The organism is Paenibacillus sp. EKM301P (genome assembly GCF_011800295.1).
GTDB classification, from domain to species: Bacteria; Bacillota; Bacilli; order Paenibacillales; family Paenibacillaceae; genus Paenibacillus; species Paenibacillus polymyxa.
On the sequence record NZ_JAALFM010000014.1, the window covers coordinates 73,392 to 92,059 of the forward strand.

At 47.3% G+C, this 18,668-nt stretch carries 16 protein-coding genes and 1 riboswitch; of the genes, 4 read left to right on the plus strand and 12 right to left on the minus strand.

From position 1 onward, the window contains the following. Positions 1 to 83 precede the first annotated feature (83 nt). Positions 84 to 1,688 carry a DUF6359 domain-containing protein gene (locus tag HFD99_RS22125; protein WP_123796669.1) on the minus strand — a complete coding sequence of 535 codons (1,605 nt, stop codon included), beginning with the start codon at positions 1,686 to 1,688 and terminating at the stop codon, positions 84 to 86. Positions 1,689 to 1,902: 214 nt separating this feature from the next. Beyond that, positions 1,903 to 2,017, plus strand: a riboswitch (glycine riboswitch). Positions 2,018 to 2,228: 211 nt separating this feature from the next. Between HFD99_RS22125 and sdaAB the strand changes: the two genes are divergently transcribed. Both sdaAB and sdaAA read left to right on the plus strand, forming a co-directional pair. Then, positions 2,229 to 2,918 (plus strand): L-serine ammonia-lyase, iron-sulfur-dependent subunit beta, encoded by a 690-nt coding sequence (gene sdaAB / locus HFD99_RS22130; RefSeq protein ID WP_016818869.1) that lies wholly within the window; start codon positions 2,229 to 2,231, stop codon positions 2,916 to 2,918. Then, complete coding sequence (gene sdaAA / locus HFD99_RS22135; RefSeq protein ID WP_123796668.1) at positions 2,908 to 3,807, plus strand: L-serine ammonia-lyase, iron-sulfur-dependent, subunit alpha; 900 nt, start codon at positions 2,908 to 2,910, stop codon at positions 3,805 to 3,807. Before sdaAB ends, sdaAA begins: the two co-directional genes overlap by 11 nt. Positions 3,808 to 3,887: 80 nt before the next feature. Here the strand turns inward: sdaAA and HFD99_RS22140 are convergent, their stop codons facing one another. The 6 genes from HFD99_RS22140 to HFD99_RS22165 form a co-directional block, all read right to left on the minus strand. Next, positions 3,888 to 6,224: an Ig-like domain-containing protein gene (locus tag HFD99_RS22140; protein WP_123796667.1), complete on the minus strand. Its 2,337-nt coding sequence runs from the start codon at positions 6,222 to 6,224 to the stop codon at positions 3,888 to 3,890. A gap of 172 nt (positions 6,225 to 6,396) precedes the next feature. Beyond that, positions 6,397 to 7,557, minus strand: coding sequence for a serine hydrolase domain-containing protein (locus tag HFD99_RS22145; RefSeq protein WP_123796666.1), 1,161 nt, complete (start codon positions 7,555 to 7,557; stop codon positions 6,397 to 6,399). Between the two features lie 163 nt (positions 7,558 to 7,720). Beyond that, positions 7,721 to 8,182 (minus strand): pyridoxamine 5'-phosphate oxidase family protein, encoded by a 462-nt coding sequence (locus HFD99_RS22150; protein ID WP_031462682.1) that lies wholly within the window; start codon positions 8,180 to 8,182, stop codon positions 7,721 to 7,723. 71 nt (positions 8,183 to 8,253) lie between these two features. Then, positions 8,254 to 8,478 (minus strand): non-oxidative hydroxyarylic acid decarboxylases subunit D, encoded by a 225-nt coding sequence (locus HFD99_RS22155; protein WP_016818874.1) that lies wholly within the window; start codon positions 8,476 to 8,478, stop codon positions 8,254 to 8,256. 41 nt (positions 8,479 to 8,519) lie between these two features. Beyond that, complete coding sequence (locus tag HFD99_RS22160) at positions 8,520 to 9,938, minus strand: non-oxidative hydroxyarylic acid decarboxylases subunit C (protein ID WP_025363806.1); 1,419 nt, start codon at positions 9,936 to 9,938, stop codon at positions 8,520 to 8,522. Positions 9,939 to 9,966: 28 nt separating this feature from the next. After that, positions 9,967 to 10,557 (minus strand): flavin prenyltransferase UbiX, encoded by a 591-nt coding sequence (locus HFD99_RS22165; RefSeq protein WP_123796665.1) that lies wholly within the window; start codon positions 10,555 to 10,557, stop codon positions 9,967 to 9,969. Between the two features lie 161 nt (positions 10,558 to 10,718). Here HFD99_RS22165 and HFD99_RS22170 point away from each other — a divergent pair, with 161 nt between their 5' ends. Next, entirely contained in the window at positions 10,719 to 11,624 is a 906-nt protein-coding gene (locus HFD99_RS22170) for a LysR family transcriptional regulator (protein WP_123796664.1), read from the plus strand. A 72-nt stretch (positions 11,625 to 11,696) separates the two neighbouring features. On the opposite strand, the gene HFD99_RS22175 is transcribed toward HFD99_RS22170, so the two are convergent. From HFD99_RS22175 to HFD99_RS22195, 5 genes are all read right to left on the minus strand, one after another. Next, positions 11,697 to 12,881, minus strand: coding sequence for a response regulator (locus HFD99_RS22175; protein WP_025363804.1), 1,185 nt, complete (start codon positions 12,879 to 12,881; stop codon positions 11,697 to 11,699). Beyond that, positions 12,862 to 14,658, minus strand: coding sequence for a sensor histidine kinase (locus tag HFD99_RS22180; RefSeq protein WP_025363803.1), 1,797 nt, complete (start codon positions 14,656 to 14,658; stop codon positions 12,862 to 12,864). The genes HFD99_RS22175 and HFD99_RS22180 overlap by 20 nt, the downstream gene beginning before the upstream one ends. Positions 14,659 to 14,688: 30 nt before the next feature. Further along, on the minus strand, positions 14,689 to 15,522 hold the full coding sequence (locus HFD99_RS22185) for a carbohydrate ABC transporter permease (protein ID WP_375761834.1): 834 nt from the start codon (positions 15,520 to 15,522) through the stop codon (positions 14,689 to 14,691). A gap of 5 nt (positions 15,523 to 15,527) precedes the next feature. Continuing rightward, the gene (locus tag HFD99_RS22190) at positions 15,528 to 16,418 is read right to left on the minus strand and encodes a carbohydrate ABC transporter permease (protein ID WP_025363801.1); all 891 of its coding nucleotides are present in this window, start codon (positions 16,416 to 16,418) and stop codon (positions 15,528 to 15,530) included. 231 nt (positions 16,419 to 16,649) lie between these two features. Then, complete coding sequence (locus tag HFD99_RS22195) at positions 16,650 to 17,981, minus strand: extracellular solute-binding protein (RefSeq protein WP_025363800.1); 1,332 nt, start codon at positions 17,979 to 17,981, stop codon at positions 16,650 to 16,652. 294 nt (positions 17,982 to 18,275) lie between these two features. Here HFD99_RS22195 and HFD99_RS22200 point away from each other — a divergent pair, with 294 nt between their 5' ends. After that, positions 18,276 to 18,434, plus strand: a complete 159-nt coding sequence (locus tag HFD99_RS22200; RefSeq protein WP_016818883.1) for a hypothetical protein — start codon at positions 18,276 to 18,278, stop codon at positions 18,432 to 18,434. Positions 18,435 to 18,668 lie beyond the last annotated feature (234 nt).

The window sequence follows — 18,668 nt, forward strand, 5'->3', positions numbered from 1 at the left end:
ACAAAAAAGCCGTTTGATCCCCTACAGAGGACCAAACGGCTAACTAGCACCAACCAATCACACTGAATTATTTTTTGCGTTTATTACGAAGCCGCTCCATAGGAGCCCGGCTTGAACGTTCTTGGATCGTACCATTTGTAGCCTGCTGCTGGAGCAGACCAAGGCTCCGGTTGCGGTTCTGTGGAAGCCGCAGGCTCTTCAAACGGCAGCAGCTTCGTCGGTTGATCCAGCGTTAAACCTGCCACATCGGATAATTTCGTATAGTCCTGCTTCCACGCAAGCCATTGAACCGTTTGCACTAGGATGGTGGCATCGTCTACTTCCTTAAAACCATCATATGTCTTTTTCGACTGTCCGTTTTCCTCACGCGCATATTTCGGAGTAGCATCTTCTACAGGGGAAGAATCACCGATAAATGCTGCCTTGCCTTGACCCACCTTGGAGATCGCAGCATAAGGACCTTCCGCACGGCCTCCGCCGTTATAGACTCCTTGGTCTACTGCATTGCCCCATTTTTTTGTACCTGTCGGGATATAGGCAATTCCTTTGGCTTTGGTAGGATCAATAATAGCCAGCGTAGATCCCGCATGCATGGCAATCGAGCGTACACCCTTGGTAATGCCGAAGGATTGATCTGCGGCTACGATGTCCGTAGCATTTACATCGCCAAGCGCATTATAACGGAAACGAACACCAAAGTTGGTCGCCAGCCAATCGGAGCTTGTTAATCCTTGCATCGCCGGCGATGCAGCTTCTTCTGCAGTCATGCCTTTGGCCGGATTAGTATAGGCTCCACGACGGTAGCCATTCATAACCTCGGAGGAATCCCAACGGTTTTTGTTACGGTCGGCATTATAATGGTCGGAGATGAAGAAGACACTTCCCCCGTTATTCACATATTGCAGCAGGGCAGCCTGCTCGGATGCCTTAAAGGCCACATTCGCTTCACCGATGATGAACACATCATATTGGCGCAGCTTATCATAGGTTATGGCCTGTTCTCCATAAGTAAAAGGAATAGGGCGGTTCAATTGATCCACAGTAAAGCCTACATTACGTAATCCATTAGCAAAGTCGGAGAAGGCGCCTTCAATGACCCAATCTGCTGCACCAGCCGTCTGTGCGTGCGTATTATCGAACAGCACCTTTTTGCCTTTTCCATCCGGCAGTGTAGTACCGGGTTGACCCGGGTTGCCAGGTTCAGGTTCGCCAGGTTCACCTGGTTCCCCCGGCTCGCTTCCACTCACCAGTTCCACAGCGCTTGGACTTTTTACTCCACCAAAATTATTGTAGGCACCAAGCGTACCTGTCACGCGAATTTTGCTGCCGACCAGTTCAGGATGACCTGTTAACCCAAATTGCCCTCTGTACGCAGATGTCAGCTGCACATCCAATAGATTAGACGTGCTACGTTCATTGGCCTGGTCGGCAATCAGTACGTTAAAATCATTCGCAAACGGAGCAGAAAAATTAGCTGTTTTCGATCCGGTAGCATGTCCGACGATGTAGCCTTCCACCGTCACTGTACCTCCACTGCCTTGGCGCTGAAGTGCTTCGTCTACTGTCAATGCTCCCTCTGCCTTGACCTGACCGAATGGAACGAGGATCCCAATCAACAGCGATACGATCGCTGCTAGATGCAGCACCCCTTTCAAGCGTGAACCTGTGAACCGCAAGCCTTTTACCATACGTCAATATCCCTCCTATAATTCCATAAATGTACTTGTCCTCTATCAGATTAGCTGTCAATCTTCTAATTCCTTCCTGATTTCATCCATAATTATGTAAATTTTAATCTTTTTTATCGGAAACTCGCCTGTTTATGTAAAAATTGAAACCTGCGATTGACACCGAGCACGGCATACATTACGCTAAGAAAGATATGTAGAACGGTATACGCGAATGAAGATGACGGGAGAGTCTGTCCAGGGGCTTACACGCTGGCGGCACCGAAGGAGCAAGACGTCAGCACCCGGCTGGCGGATAATCTCTCAGGTCCATGTATCGTCATCTGACGCAACTCTGGAGAGAGCGCAAGCCACCCAAGGGGTAAGGCGGTAAGGACACCGCACGAAACTCTCAGGTAACGAGGACAGAGATAAGGGAAACTTCCTTATCCTGTCCTTTTTTGCGCTCACATTGTACGTCAGCATTAGGAACCGTCATAGCTGCGCACAAACGCGGAAATACCATATACTATGGTACTAGAACATACAGGGGGCCACACCATGCGTTTCAAAGATGTATTTTCCATTATCGGTCCGGCCATGACCGGACCTTCCAGTTCACACACTGCAGGCGCGGTGCGGCTTGCACGCGTTGCCCGTCACTGGCTCGGGATGCAGCCGGACCGTGCCCGCATGACACTGTACGGCTCCTTCGCCGACACCTACAAAGGACACGGTACAGACCTAGCACTCATCGCAGGCCTGCTCAATTACGATACAGACGACCACCGAATTCCAGATGCCGAGCAATGGGCGGAGCAGGCTGGAATGGCCGTGGAGTTTGCCGTCAGCGGACTACCCGCGCCCCATCCAAATACCGTCCGTTTTGAACTGTGGAAGGGTGAGGATCAGCGCACACTGCTGGGCTCCTCCATCGGCGGCGGCAGCATCCATGTCCAGCAGCTCAACGAATTCCGAGTCAACCTGACCGGGGAGCTGGCTACGTTGGTGCTTCTTCACTCGGATAAGCCCGGCACATTAGGTGCGGTGACTTCAGCACTCGGCGCTGCCGACATTAACATTGCCTATATGCATGTGGATCGCAAAGGCCGAGATGGAGAAGCACTTACCGCCATCGAAACGGACAGTCCTCCTACGGCTGAACTGATCGCAAAACTACGATCCTTACCACATATGTACGAAATTAAAATGATTAATTTGAAAAAAGGAGCTGAATCTGATGCGATTTAGCCATCTGCATGAAATCAGCGCCATATGCGCGGAGGAATCCACCACGATTGGCCGCCTGATGATTCAAGAGCAGGTACAAGAGACGAATACAACGGAAGAAGAAATCTTCCGCCAAATGTCTGATTATTATGAAGTCATGAAGGAGGCCGTTCATCGTGGTCAGACGCAAGACACCGTATCCCGCAGTGGATTAACGGGCGGTGATGGCAAGCGTCTGGCCGAGTATCTGCGGGCAGGAGAAACCTGCTCCGGCGACGCCTCTGCACTCGCCATGGCTTATGCGCTCTCCGTGTCGGAGGTTAATGCGTCCATGGGGCGTATTGTGGCTACGCCCACTGCTGGCTCTTGTGGAGTCATCCCCGGTGTGTTCATTAGTGCGCAGGAGCGGTTCGGCTGGGATGATGAGCATATGGTGCACGGCTTGTTCGCAGCCGGAGCCATTGGCTACGTCATCGCCAACAATTCCTTCATTTCCGGCGCGGAGGGAGGCTGTCAGGCTGAGATTGGCTCAGCCATCGGGATGGCCGCTGGAGCTATGGTCGAGCTACGCGGCGGCACACCTGAGCAGGCCGTTCACGCCGTAGGCCTAGCGCTCAAGAACACGCTCGGTCTGATTTGCGACCCCGTCGCCGGACTCGTCGAGATTCCGTGCATCGTGCGCAACGGGCTGGGAGCCGTGACCGCACTTGCCGCAGCGGATATGGCTTTGGCGGGTGTGCGCAGCGCCATTCCGTCTGACGAAGTCATTGACGTAATGCTTGAAGTCGGCAGCGCGATGCCGTCGAATCACCGCGAGACCGCCAAAGGCGGCTTGGCCCAGACACCCACTGGCAAGCGTTTGACCGAATCACTGACACGCAACACATCAACCAAGAAGAATAAATCGTAGCTTCTAAGCTTTAAAAAATAAAAGAGCAAGCATATCGTCTCTAGACGTATGCTTGCTCTTTTTCTTTTCATTTTAACAGATTACTGAACGGTTACCTGTACCTTCGTCATTTTACCTGCATATTTCACTGTAATTACAGCTTTGCCCTTGCCCTGTGCCTTAATGTTGCCGTCTTTGACGGTCGCAACAATAATTCTGGACGAGGACCAGACAGCAGGTTTGGAAACATCCTTCTCCGACTCATCCTTATACGTGGCTGTAGCCGTAACTTTGGCCAGCTGCCCTGCCTTCAAAGTCAAGGCGACTTCGTCCGTTTGCAGGTATTTAAGCGTATCAACATCAACAGGTACGCTAATCACCTTACCGCCAAACTTCGCCTGAATGTTAGCCTTACCGTAGCTGACCGCGGTAACCTGACCCTTTTTGACGGTGGCTACCTTATAGTTGGACGTTTTCCATTCAGCTAGGGTTGTAACATCCTTTTCTTTGCCATCACTGGATTTAACTACAATCGCAATCGTTTTTTGATCCCCGGATTTTAGTGATAACGCAATGGCATCCGCTTCAATCTTTTGCGCTACGTCCACTTCTACCGTAAACGTAATGGTTTGCTTGCCATATGAAGCAGTGACCGTTGCCTTACCGCTTGCATTCGCTTTAATCAAACCTTCGCTAACTTCAACTACTTTTACATTACTAGTAGTCCAAGTGGCGTCCTTGGTTACGTCTGTTTTTGTGCCACCACTCTTAACGCCTGTTACTTTCAGCTGCTTTGTTTCTTGAGCACCAAGCGCAATTACACGCGAGTCTGTTTCCAGACGGTCCACAAGGCCCACTTGTACGTTAATTGTCAGTTTTTTGCCGTTATAGGTCGCTGTAATAACCGCTTTACCGGCTGCTTTACCCGTAATCGTTCCTTTGGACACAGAAGCAATATCTTCCGCGCTTGAAGCCCACTCCGCATCCTGTGTCACGTCTTCCTTGCGTCCATCCGCATAAGTAGCCGTCAGAGTTGCAGTATAGTCCTCATTAATATCAATCGTTGCCGTTTTGGAGGACAGAGACAGATCACCAGGCACATTTACGGATACTGTAGCTGTAGCTGTTTTGCCGCCATAAGAAGCTGTGATCGTAGCCTCACCTGTTTTATAACCTGTGACTTCCCCCGCGCTGACAAAAGCGATATCTTCATTGCTGGATTTCCACTCTGCCTTACTTGTGATATCTTCTTCCGTACCTGTTACGTACGTTGCAGTCAGCTTGAGCTTTTTGGATTCCTTGGCGTTCAAGCTCAGCTTGTCCTCGCTCAAATCCAGAAATCTAGAGGTTTCGACATCTGTCTTGATCGAAACTGTCTTATCTCCATACTTAGCAGTCACTGTAGCTGAACCCGCTCCAATGGCCATAATCGTTCCTTTATTCACCGTTGCAACTTTTTCATCGCTTGATGCCCAAGTAGCTTTATCTGTGATATCCGTTACAGTTCCATCCGGGTAGACAGCAGATACCTGAATTTTTTTAGATTCATCCAAACGTAGGAAAATATTGGTTTCGCTGGCTTTCAGCTTATTCGTCTGATCTACATCCACCGCAATCGTAGCGGACATCGTGCCATATTTACCTGTGATCGTCGCCTTACCCGCGCTATAGCCGGTAATAGTGCCTTTCAGTACATCTGCCACAGCTGCATTGCTGGAGCTCCACTCAGCAGACTCTGTCACGTCCTGTACCGATCCATCCGGGAACGTTGCTGTCAATTTAACCTTCTCTGTATCCTTCAACAAAAGAGAAACCTCTGATGAACTGACATCGAGACGTTTAACCTGCTCTACCTGTACAGCAATCGTTACAGTCTGTTGACCATAAACAGCCTTAATATTAGCTGTACCTGCTCCCTGAGCAGTAACCAATCCGTTAACTACAGTCGCTACCTTTTGGTTATCCGAGGTCCAGGTCGCATCACCTGAAACCTGAGCTGTCGTATTATCACTATAAGTCGCTGTCAAATCAATCTGTCCTGTGCCGCTCGAACGTAAGTTCAGGCTTTGTACATTGGATGTCAGCGCCTTAACCTTTTTCGTAACATGTACCTGAACCGATTGTACCTTCTCTTTATAGGTCGCTACCACGGTCGCTTCCCCTTCAGCTTTGGCTGAAACCGTACCGTTATACACTGTAGCGATAGCTGTATTATCACTTTTCCAATCCGTGCTTACGGTTACATTCGAGGTCGTCCCATCGCTAAAAACAGCCGTAGCCGTCAGCGCAGCCGTATCTCCCTGCTGCAAAGTTACCTCGTTGGAGGAAAGGACAATCTTGGAAAGCACCGCATCTGCTGCAGATGCAAACCCTGCATATGATGTAAAACTTGAAATCAGGATGACCAACGCCAGAAATCCGGACCATCTATTCTTCAAAATCTAATTCCCTCCCATTTCAATGCTAAAAATTGAGGATTTCGCAAAATCCCTACACCTACGTTTTATGTCGTCATATGGAAAAGAATAGTTTAGACTTTAAAGAAAATTTGGTCCTTATTAACTAGAATCGGTATTACCGAAGATCAAATCGTTAAATATACCCTTACTTTTACAAACAGCTATAAGCTGCTGCACGTATTCTCAAATGGTGATACTCTTCCATATTGGGATCAAGCTGATGCATATAAACGACGGAGAACTGTTCGCTCGGATCTATAGAAACCCATGTGCCTGCCATTCCCGTCCAGCCAAATTCCCCAATCGAGCTGTTTGCATGACCAGCCGCTTTATCCATTAACGTACGCACGCCCAGTCCATAGCCATAACCTGTATGGTATGAATTGGTGAAATCCGATAGTTGGGCTGTACTCAGATGATTTGTGCGCATTAAATCAATGGTTTTTCTCCCCAATAGCCTCACACCGTCTACCATGCCGCCATTTGACAATATTTGTGAAAATGTCAGGTATTCTTTGACTGTCGAATATAAGCCTGCGCCTCCACCTTCATATATAGCATCTGGCTGATGATGTTCATCCAAGAAACCTTCAATTTTTTCAAGTTTTCCGGCGTCTGTCCGTTGATACATGGAGGCCATCCGCGATTCAATATCTCCACGATAACGGTAACCTGTATTGTTCATTCCAAGTGGATCAAAGATTTCATCCTTCAAAAATTGTCCTAATGATTTACCTGAAATGACTTCAATTAGACCTGCAACAAGATCATGTCCATATCCGTATAACCATCGTGTTCCCGGTTCAAATGCAAGCGGAACTTTAGAAAGCGCTTTAATTTCTGTACGCAGGTCATATTTCCCTTGCTTTTCCTTTAAAGCTGTAATGACCTTGTGCATAGCTTTTCCTGTTTCTGAAAACTCGGAAGCATAAGGAAGCCCCGCACTCATATTGAATATATGCTTAATTAAAATAGGGTTATCCGCCTTATCCATGTAGGTGTACCCGTTAGGAGCAGTTTTGAATACATACGAATCACGATACTCAGGTAAATATTCATACAAAGGCTCATTCAATAAAAATTGTCCGCGTTCGTACAGCATAAGGGCAGCCGCGCATACAACAACCTTTGTCATGGAAAACAGGCGATACACGGTATCTTCAGTAATCGGTTTCCGAGTTTCCACATCAGCATATCCATGATAACCTTCATACAACACTTGACCATTTTGTGCAATGGCACAACCACACCCTGCCGGTCCATTCGCTAAGAATCGTTGCAATAGCTGATCTACCTTGTCAAAACGAGACATTTTCATCCCTTCTATTTTCCTTCAAAAGAAACAAGCTTCCCCTCACGCTCTAATTCCTGTTCCAACAAGCTCAACCTGACTCCTTGTAAGCGCTTATTCCCTTGCATCTATTTTAACGGTAAACTTGGTAATTACAAAGATGATTTGTCATCATCAGATAGCTTTATACCAACAACTCTGCCACCGTCTCTTTCCAGCGATTGATCACCGATTCCGGCTCCTTGAGGCGAATTGTGACACCTGTCAAGATATCCGCATATTGAGCCGAATCTTCTCTAGCTGCGAAAACCCGTGCCGCAAATCGCTCACGCACATGCTTGGCTTCACGCAAAGCGGACAGATGTTCTAGCGACAACCGCACATAATGCGCCTGCCCGCCGGTGAAGACCGCGAGCGTCGCCTTCCCCGTACGGATTATGTTGCCCGTCGTGGTCGTACCGGGCCACAGTGCCAGACGTAAATTTTCCTCGTCCAGCGCTACAATCTCACCCACGCTAATCATTGCTATGTGCGGCCACTGATCTTCCGTAACCGTCAACAGCATCATTGCTTCCTGTTGCTTGTGCTCCAACTCCTTGCCGTTCAGCAGCGTGAACAGTTCCTTACCGATCCTTGGCGTCTGCATGAAGTATAATCCCCTTTACATTTGGCCTATAACTTCAAAATACCATAAATTACGGCTACTTACGAACGACCCTATATCCGCTCTGGAATAGGAGGAACATGAGCAGCATCCGGAATATCTTGGGGGTTTACCTTGAACGCCGATTTATACTTTGCTGGATCAGTAATGCTATCCGGTTCTGAGGTTCGCCATGTGAACAGGCATACAGGGCACAACAAAACCTCCCAGGCACCTTTAACCGGCGAATGGGAAACGACTTCTGAACGATTGGACTCACAACGGGGACAAATATGCATCTGTCAGCACTCCTTTAATTTTTCTTTGTTTTTAAAAATATTTAGCGAAGCATTTGGCTCAACTTTTTCTCCCATTCCGCTACACCCAGCGGGGAATCGAGCGGCTGCGAGTAATGGCCTCTAATATCCGGTGCTACAGGTGTCGTCGCATCCAGTATCATTTTGTGCGTCATACCTGCCGGATCAGAGCCGGGGTCAAGCGGTAAAATAGACAAGCCAGGAACAATGACAGCATCATGCTTTGGATGAAGCTTGGTGGATAAAGCCCACATGACTTGCGGCAGATTGAACGGATCGACCTCCTCGTCCACCACAATCACCAGCTTGCAATACCCCAATCCATGCGGAGTCGTTAACGCACGCATTCCCACAGCCTTCGCAAAGCCGCCATACCGGGTTTTCGTGGAAATAATAGCGACCAGCCCATGCGTATACATGGCATTAACAGCTACGATTTCATTAGGAAAAGCATCCTTAAGCTGCTGAAACAACGGTACACTTGTATTCACACCGATCATATAATCCGTTTCCGTCCAAGGCATCCCGATGTACAGATGCTCAAAGATAGGCTGTTTGCGGTGATATACACGATTAATCTGAATGACTGGCATCGCGCGACCGCCGGAATAGTGACCTGTGAATTCACCGAATGGACCTTCATACTCACGTTCACCTGCTAACACTTCGCCTTCCAAAATGACCTCGGCTCCCCAAGGCAGATCCAGATCTGCATCCTTCGCTTTGACCACACGATAAGGCTCGCCCTGAATGGCGCCCGCCATCTCATATTCGGATTGATCGTACAGCAGCGGCGTAGAAGCAGCCGTTGTAATCACAGGCTCACATCCCAGGGCAATAGCCACCTTCAGATTTTCGCCACGCTCCTCAGCCTGACGGATATGGATCGCAATATCATGCTGTGGTACAGGCTGGATGCCCAAACGGTTCTTGCCTTTCACCTGCATCCGGTATAAGCCGACATTTTGCTTACCGTAGGTGTCCGGGTCATCCAGATCGCGTGAAATTAGAATTGCTTTATCCAAATAAAACCCTCCGTCCCCCTGATTCAAACGAAACAACGGCAAAATATCAAACAAATTAATATTCTCCGTAATTTCGACTTCATGAAAAGGAGCGGCTTCTTCCCGCTTCACTGGCACCGGAAATTGTTCATAGCGTCTGGCAAATTCAAAAAACTGCTCCTTGAGCGGCGTATTTTTGGGCATTCCCATCATGAGGGCATGATTGGGCCAGGAGCCCATCACATTCATTGCAATACGAGCATCCGTATATCCATAGATGTTGTTGAAAAAGAGAGCAGGCGTCTTATCTCCAAGATTGTTTAATGCTCTGTTAGCTGCTGCGAGGTCCGGCTCCGGCTTTACCTCATCGCTGATCGTGAGTAATTGTCCCTCCTTTTCCAAGGTGTGTAGAAAATCGCGAAAGTCTTTATAAGCCATCATTCATTCTCCTTCGTCTTTCGATTTCTCAATTCTGGTGCAGCCTGGAGTCATTCTGCTTCATCCCATCCCAGCGTTTGGCTGCGGTTGTGACAATACCGAACTGATCCAATGCGCGAAAAACAATATGATCCACTAATTCCTCGATACTTGCAGGATGATTATAAAAGGCAGGCATCGGCGGCAGGATCATCACGCCCATACGTGACAGCTCCAGCATATTTTCCAGATGGATACTGCTTAATGGTGTTTCTCTGGTCATGAGCAGCAGCTTCTTTCGCTCCTTCAGTATCACATCCGCTGATCGGGTAAGCAGGTTGTCCGCCATACCGATACGAATAGAGGCAAGAGTCTTCATACTGCAAGGAGCGACGACCATACCATCTACCCGGAAGGAGCCGCTAGAAATACGTGCGGCCTGATCCTTATACGAGTAGACTGTATCCGCCATTGCCTCCACATCCTTCACCGTGTAGCCTGTCTCATAGGGAATGTTGGCAATAGCCCACGGGGATAGCACCAGATGGCTTTGGACTCCAGCCTCCCGTAATTGTTGCAATATACGGATACCAAAGATTGACCCTGTCGCTCCCGATATTCCTACAATGATTTTCTTCATATGTCCCCTCCTTCCATCCCATCGTTTTATGTTCACCCATGCATTACTGTCAAAAATTATACGCCCGTTCCCTGCACACGAAAAATATATATAATATATGTAATGCATACTTTAAAAGTATTTAAATCGAAGCGTTGTTTAGAAATGAGGAGGAATCCCCAGTGGACTTGAAGCATCTGCAATACTTTTGCGTCATCCTGGAGGAAGGGCAAATCACCAAGGCCGCCAGAACGCTCAACATGGCCCAGCCTCCACTGAGTCAACAACTCAAAAATATGGAGGACGAGCTTGGTGTAAAGCTGATTTACCGTGAAGGAAAGAAGTGGGAAGTTACCGAGGCCGGATATACACTGTATACACGCGCCAAACGATTATTGGCTGAAATGGAGGACACCTGTAGAGAAATTGGGGAGTTTGAAAACAGAGTAACCGGCACACTTGCCATAGGCACGTCATCCGCCTGCATGTCTCTGATTACTGAACAACTCAGTCACTTTCATCAGGTTTATCCAGAGGTATACGTTAAAATAGGACACGGAGACACACATCATCTGGAAGAGCTGCTGCATCAAAATAAAGTCGATCTGGCCCTGCTGCTGCTTCCGGTAGACGACAAATCGTACCATACGATTGAACTGGAGGGCGTTTCTTTTGTTGCGGTTCTTCCGTGTGAATGGGCAGATCGCCATCCCAGTGGGGAAATTACATTACAGGAAGCTGCCAGCTATGACCTCTTGTTGGGACGCCGAACAGAAGGATACGGACTATACGAAACCGTCATCCGCAAATTTCAGGAACACCATCTTATTCCGCGCGTCGTATTGGACTGTCCAGAAATATCGACCATTCTCTCGCTCGTTTCCACAGGCATGGGAATTACCATTATTCCAGACGCTGGCTTGGGACAAGAATACGGGGACAGATTTCGCACACTCTCCATTAAGGAGCCATTCCCTTTCACACAGCCTGCCGTCGTATGGCGCAAGGATCGTTATTTATCCAATGCAGCTCGCAAATTTGTTGAACTGCTACAAGCTGGAGACACGAAAAAGACTGTTCCCGAGTAGATGCTCTACCGCTCTACTCCTGAAACAGTCTGATGCTGTATGAACTTCCTTCATTCGGTCGTTGATACCAACTTATTTAACTCCTTGATGCCGATACTCGGTCGGAGTCATTCCACATTTGCGCCGAAATACCTGTGTAAAATGCCTCATATCTTGATATCCAATCCGCTCGGAAATATCAGCCAGCCGCAGATGAGGATCATTTAGCAGCCGCTTTGCCTCTTCCATACGCAAGGAAATAACGTAATCCTTATAGCCTTGTCCCGTCTTTTGCTTGAATAACTGGCTGAAATACACCGGATTTAAAAATACGATTGAGGCCACTTTTTCCAGTGACAGCTCCTCTGTAAAGTGTGCCCGAATATATTGCAATGCTACATCAACCGTATGCATACCCTTGCGGAGGCATTCTCCTGTATCCGCTGCTGCGGCTGCAATCTCCTCTGGTGTTCGTCTTAGTCGCGCTACCTCTTCAGGTATGGATGAGAAATTGTGGTGAACACCTGAACGTGTAATTTGCAGAGGCACTCTGACATAACGCTTCAAATGGGATTCAAGCAACGTCTCTAGCCGTGCAGCCTCTGCTTCATCCCTTAACCTTGCAATCCCCAGCAGACTATGGCGGTCTAGACTAACGACAAAGCCACTGCCTCCAGCCTCAATGAGCTCGGACAGTACATTTTCAATCATAAAATGCTCCAAATGCGTCTGCTTGTGATCAGGTTCCATGCGAACCATAAAAAGATGGAATTCTGGATAATTTTCGACGAAGGGCTGTATATCCAGCTTACCCGTATCCAGTCCGAGCGCATAACGCTGGAAAACAGCTTCACGCAAATAAACCATATTGGATTTAAGAAGCCTGCCCTCGTTCGCCTGTTGCGAGGCCACAAGCGCTTCGGCTGCTAACATTTCAATGCATTCCAGTAGCTTCTTTTTACCTATCGGCTTTAACAGGTAGTCTTTGGCACCCAGCTTTACTGCTCTTTGCGCATATTGGAAGTCGGAATGGGCCGAAATGACAACCCACTGCAGATGAGGATGCTTTCGCTTGGAAATGCGCATGAATTCCAGACCATCCATACCGGGCATGAGGATATCGGTCAATACAATATCTACAGGATGCTCCGCCAGAATGCCTGCTGCTTCCTCGGTGGAAGCAGCGAGATGAATGCCGCAGGTTGGTAGTGCTTGGCCAATAGTACGCCGAATCCCCTGTCGAATCATATTCTCATCGTCAGCTATCAGAATATTCATGTTTCTCCTCCTTCTGTGGCAGAGGCACACTTACAGTGACTGTCGTTCCGGCCCCTGGTGCGCTGGAGATCCGTAGGCCGTACTCTTCTCCGAACATGTGCCGTAGCCGTAAATTTAGGTTTTGCAGGCCGATGCCTCCCGCCTGCCCGCTGCCCGCCTGTTTGCCGGGTTCTGCCAAAGCGACCTGGACCACCCCCCATCGTTCATATTCCATCCCTACACCGTTGTCGATGATGTGCAGGCTCAATACACCGCCATACTCCTCCGCTCTGACGAGCAGTGTGCCACCTGTATCTGCATGAAGAGGCTCCAGCCCATGTTTCACCGCATTTTCAATCAACGGCTGTAAGGTCATTTTAGGTAAACGGATATCCAGCCATCGTTCTTCAATGTGGACGTCAACAGATACCCTGCCCTCCAGCCGAGCCTGGATAATGGTGAGGTAGTGACCGACCTGCTCTACTTCTTCCCGAAGGCTCACATCGGCTCCCTCTTCCCAGTGACTGCTGTAACGGAACATATGGGATAAGGAGAGAACCACCTCACCGAGCTGATCCTGCCCCTTTTCATCCAGCATCCAATAGATCATATCCAGCGTATTGTACAGAAAATGTGGATTAACCTGCGTCTGCAGAGCGTGTAGCTCCGCATTTTTCTCGCTAACCGATGATATACGCACCAACTCAATCAGTTCTGCAATCTGCCTTACCATATGGTTGAAAGAGGTAGCCAACTGGTTGATTTCTTCATAGGATTCGATGTTTACCGTGTGGCGGAAATTGCCTGTCTCTACCCGTTTCATTTCCCGAATAACTCGTTTGAGCGGAAGGGAGATGCCCCTGGAGACGATAGACGCAATTAGCGCCGATACCATAATGAGTATAGGTGCCACGATAAATAAGTACCTTTGAGTTTGAGCCAGTTCCACATTTAGATCCTCGCTGGGTGTCACACTAATCACCGACCAATCGGCAAACGGAAGTTTGGAAGCGATTACAACTTTCTCATTATTCCGATCTACAATTACATCCTCCTCCGGGACCTGTGGCTCTAGATTTCGCAAATCTGGTGGTGGATCAGAAGAAGTAGCCGATACAATTCGATTTTCATGGCCCAACAGATAGACCTGACTATTAGTGCTCAGCCGTAAATTGTGGAGAGCGGACAATATTGAACGCGGTTCAGCCTCAAATAGAACAATACCAATCGGCTTGTGTTCATCCAGATCATAGAGCTGCCGTCCAAATGCAAACACAGGCCTGGTTTCCACTTGGTCGATGACAGAGTGAGGATAAACACCCAGCCATGCAATTTTGCCTGCCGACCTTCGAATTTCCCTGTACCATTCCGTATGCTCGTAATGAGTATCAATGACATTCATATAATTCCCATAATTGTATACCTTGCCTGTGTCTGTGATGACATGAATGCCGATTAGATCCTCGCGCGAATAGTAGATGGCTCCAAGGATATTCGTAATCGTACGTTCGTTGATGTAATTGACAGCAGGTAAATCACTATGATCTGTCGTCAGCAGACGAACCAAATCCATATTGTTGCTGATCGACTTGGAGAGACTGTTATAGCTGTCGAGTAGCAATTCGAACAATCCTGCCGTCTGAGATACATTTTTACGCGCAAGCTCACTGATCTTATCATGGAACTGCACCGTAGTACGGTTGTAAAATAATAGACTGACCGCCAGCACAATGCTGGACATGCTCAATAGGAACAGAACAAACAAGCGGTATTGAATGGATTGAAAACGGCGCATCATACCTCTGTGCGCTCCTTTCGCATCGGCCGCCTATCCTTTAACCGCTCCTGCAACCATGCCCTTGGTGATTTTTTCGGACAGGACAAAATAAATAATAATGACCGGTAAGGCTCCCATGACTAAAAAAGCACCAATGTTGCCGTAGTTCACAGAATACTGGCTGACGAACGTATATACGCCGAAAGGGAGAGTTTTTAGCTTTTCGGACGAGATAAAGGTGGCAGCCATAATGTATTCATTCCAGATGTTAATGAAAGTTAAAATACACACTGTCATGATAGGCGGAATCGAGATGGGTAAGATTACACTGCGGAAGATACGATAGATGCTCGCTCCGTCAATGTAGGCGGATTCTTCAATTTCGTGGGGAATGGACCGCATAAAGCCGGATAGGATGAAGACCGCAATCGGTGTCTGAAAAGCAATGTAGGGTAAAATCAGCGAGAAATACGTATTCAGAATATGGACGTTTTTAAACATCACCATCAGCGGTAGCAGTGTAGCTTGCATGGGGATCATCATCCCGACCAAAAACAATGTCAGCACAACAGCCCCGAAACGCCAGCGAAAACGTGTAATTGCATAAGCAGTCATCGAGCTTAATACAATGACAAACATCATTGTAACCCCGGTCACCAGCACACTGTTTCCTAAATAACGCAAGTAGCTCCCTGATTCATAGGCTTCCTGGTAGTTGTGCCACTGGGGCACTTGAGGGAGTGCAAAGAAGCTTGAACTTAATATCTCTTCATTCGTCTTCAACGAATAGGTCAGCAGCCAAAAGAGTGGATACAGCTGGGTGACCACTAAGACGGCCAACAGGGAGAAAACCCCCATTTTTTTCAAAGCGTTCAACAGTCCCATCCCCTTTAGCTTACCTTATTTTCGATTCGTTTGAAAACAAAATTTATCACAATTGTAAATGACAAGCAGATTACTACGAGAAACGAAGCCAATGCACTGCCATACCCGTATTTCATAGATAAAAAGGACATATTGTACATATACGTGGATACTGTATCCGTCGCATGGGCTGGTCCTCCCCCCGTCATCACCCAGATCAAATCAAACGATTGCAAGGACCCGATAAAGGCTAATACAATAGATATTTTGAAAATAGGCACAATGAGTGGCAACGTAATGTAACGGTCTGCTTTGAATCCTTCTGCTCCATCAATTTTAGCTGCTTCATACAGCTCATTGGGTATGTTTTGTACCCCAGTAAACTGGATAAGCAAATGGTAGCCAAAATATTGCCACAACGATACAAAATATAGAGCATACATTGCTATCTGCGGTTCTGTCAGCCAAGAGCGTGTCCAGCTTTCCAGTCCGACCGCCATCAATATACCATTCAACATCCCACCCATCGAGGCCGGATTATAGATCGTTTTCCACAACTGGCCAATAATAACCACCGATAGAATGACCGGCAGAAAATACATCGTTACCAGTGTATTTGCCTTACGCACATAACGATTGAGTAAAATGGCCAGCAGCAGACAGAGCGGAATTTCCAGCATGGAAAATACAGCGAACATCATCGTTCGCTTCACGGACGGCCAGAACACTGGATCGGCCGTAAAAATACGCTTAAAATTAGTCAGCCCCACAAACTTCGCCTCTGCAATCCCGTTCCAATCCAGCAACCCGCAATACACAGATACCAAAATCGGAACAAATACCATACAGGTATACAGCAACAGGCAGGGCAGCACGAAAACGGCAATCGTGCGTGCCGGCACCTTCAGTACATTCATGCTCTAATCTCCTTTGTGTTGATTCGGAGCATCTTTCTGGGAATGCTTAGCCATATGTGATTCCGAATCAGGGAAGGGAACTTTCGCTCCCTCCCCTCAAGTCTGCTACTCCAGGATTTCGTAAAATTCGATTCCAGTCGCTCCAAAGTGCAATATCTAGACGAACTAGGCCATTTCGATCTATACATTCTTCATTGGAAGTCACCTATTGGATGTTTGCAAAATTCTCAATTATTTATTCGCTTCAAAAGTGTTCTGATGTTCCTTCGCAACTTGCGCAGAGTCTTCTTGTTGTACAAACAGGTTTTGAATGCTACTTAGATGCGCCTGTGCAATAGCCGGATTCATCGTATTATCAAAAGCAAGGTCCCCTCCTTTTACATTTTTGAACAGCTCATTGAGACTAATGGCTAACTCGGAATAACCCGCTTCCTTCAGATCGCCTTTCATTTTCTGACCGCTGCCAATTGCATTCTTCAGATCAAACTGAATCTTGGGCATCTCTGTAATAAAATAGTGCAGAAAGTCCTTCGTCTCCTGTAAATGTTCACTATTCGCAGATACCGCAAACGCGCTACCCGGCGCAATGACATACTCATTCACATTCCCTTTGCCATTCACCGTAGGGAATTGAAACGCTCCGACCTTACCCGCTACTGGGGAGGCATCAATAGAACCTGTTTCCCAGGTGCCCATAATATACATCGCAGCTTTCCCTGTTTTAAAAATATTACCGCCTGCATTATAGTCAATAGATGTAGCTCCATCAGGGAAAGCCCCGGCCTGCACCAATTCCTGAAATGCATCCACAGCTTCCACAAAAGCCGGGTCGTTAAACGTCTTTTTGCCATCCAGCACATCATTGAGGAAATTTGGTCCTTCATTTGTACGCAACAGAATATTCATAAAAAGGAGGGAACCGGTCCATGAATCCTTTTCCCCAATAGCAATTGGAGTAATTCCCTTTGCCTTCAGTGTCTTCACCGTTGTTATCAGCTCATCAAAGGTGGTCGGCAACTTTTGAATTCCCGCCTGCTCGAACAGTTCTTTATTGTAAAAGACCACTTCTATATTGTTACCATCCGGAAAAGCGTAAAGCTTATCATCGAAGCTATAGTAGTTAAGAAGGCCATCCTGAAACGTATCTTTTAACCCCTCTTTATCAGCTACATCATTTAATGGTGCCAGTAGCCCGGCATCTACGAATGGCTTCATCTGTGCAGCCGGATTTACAATCGTAATATCCGGTACTTCCTTCGCTGCTGCTTGTGTTTTCAGCTTGAGCTTCTGCTGATCTGTATTTAGCGAATCCAATTCAATTTTGACATGAGGATGATCCTGCTCGTATTGACTTACAATCTGCTTTATCATTTTGTATGAAGGGGTGCTCGGATCAGGATTGATGTTTTGAAAGGTAATCGTCACATCCTTCATTACATTGCCTCCACCCTTTTCCCCTGAATTTCCCGGACTTGCGCTCTGTCCGTTATTACAAGCTGCCAGCGTCAATGCCAAGGCGCCCGCCGCCACAACGGCAAACGCTTTCATTTTTACTCTGCTCATGTTCCTTTTCCTCCTCTGGTTGAAGCATTGCGCAATTTATCCTCCTAGTCGGTGGACACTCAATGCCCGCTTGTTCTTTTCATTATGTTACATAGAAAAGACGTGAACAATGCGTGAACTTAAGGAGAAGGGTTTGTTTTTTTAAGCCCTCATTTGCGTGCTTCAAAATTCATTCATATCATAACTTGCAATTTATCTAGAAGACAGGCATAATATGAATAAGATCTTTATTTGATAATGATTATCATTATTAAATGATAAATACACATAGACTTTAAAGGAGGCAGGACCGCAGTGAAAGAAGCTTTTAGTAAAACCTCCCTGCATATCGATGATTATTTGGATCTTCTCAATCTTGCCGTACAAGTCGGAGATACAAAGTGGCAAAAGGAAATTACCCGTAAACTTCAAGCCTTAAGTGTCCTCCAGACAGAAGAGGTTGAAATAGATTAACATCGCACAGTGCTGGATCTCAGTTAAAACAGCACATCAAGCAGCACTATACAAGGAACAACCAGAGTATTGTAGTACTTCTAACCAAAGGCATGGCATGAGCCGTTCAGGTGACCGATAAATAAATCGGTTATACAAAAGAGGACCATGATCTCAGTAAGATCATGGTCCTCTTTACTTGTTGCTTGGCAACGTCCTACTCTCCCAGGACCCTGCGGTCCAAGTACCATCGGC

Bases quoted from the DNA above. Each gene is read 5' to 3' on its own strand.
- sdaAB (WP_016818869.1), top strand. From the start codon at position 2,229: ATGCGTTTCAAAGATGTATTTTCCATTATCGGTCCGGCCATGACCGGA.
- HFD99_RS22185 (WP_375761834.1), bottom strand. From the start codon at position 15,522: ATGGGACTGTTGAACGCTTTGAAAAAAATGGGGGTTTTCTCCCTGTTG.
- HFD99_RS22125 (WP_123796669.1), bottom strand. From the start codon at position 1,688: ATGGTAAAAGGCTTGCGGTTCACAGGTTCACGCTTGAAAGGGGTGCTG.
- HFD99_RS22150 (WP_031462682.1), bottom strand. From the start codon at position 8,182: ATGCAGACGCCAAGGATCGGTAAGGAACTGTTCACGCTGCTGAACGGC.
- HFD99_RS22175 (WP_025363804.1), bottom strand. From the start codon at position 12,881: ATGAATATTCTGATAGCTGACGATGAGAATATGATTCGACAGGGGATT.
- HFD99_RS22195 (WP_025363800.1), bottom strand. From the start codon at position 17,981: ATGAGCAGAGTAAAAATGAAAGCGTTTGCCGTTGTGGCGGCGGGCGCC.
- HFD99_RS22155 (WP_016818874.1), bottom strand. From the start codon at position 8,478: ATGCATATTTGTCCCCGTTGTGAGTCCAATCGTTCAGAAGTCGTTTCC.
- HFD99_RS22180 (WP_025363803.1), bottom strand. From the start codon at position 14,658: ATGATGCGCCGTTTTCAATCCATTCAATACCGCTTGTTTGTTCTGTTC.
- HFD99_RS22165 (WP_123796665.1), bottom strand. From the start codon at position 10,557: ATGAAGAAAATCATTGTAGGAATATCGGGAGCGACAGGGTCAATCTTT.
- HFD99_RS22145 (WP_123796666.1), bottom strand. From the start codon at position 7,557: ATGTCTCGTTTTGACAAGGTAGATCAGCTATTGCAACGATTCTTAGCG.
- HFD99_RS22160 (WP_025363806.1), bottom strand. From the start codon at position 9,938: ATGGCTTATAAAGACTTTCGCGATTTTCTACACACCTTGGAAAAGGAG.
- HFD99_RS22190 (WP_025363801.1), bottom strand. From the start codon at position 16,418: ATGAATGTACTGAAGGTGCCGGCACGCACGATTGCCGTTTTCGTGCTG.
- sdaAA (WP_123796668.1), top strand. From the start codon at position 2,908: ATGCGATTTAGCCATCTGCATGAAATCAGCGCCATATGCGCGGAGGAA.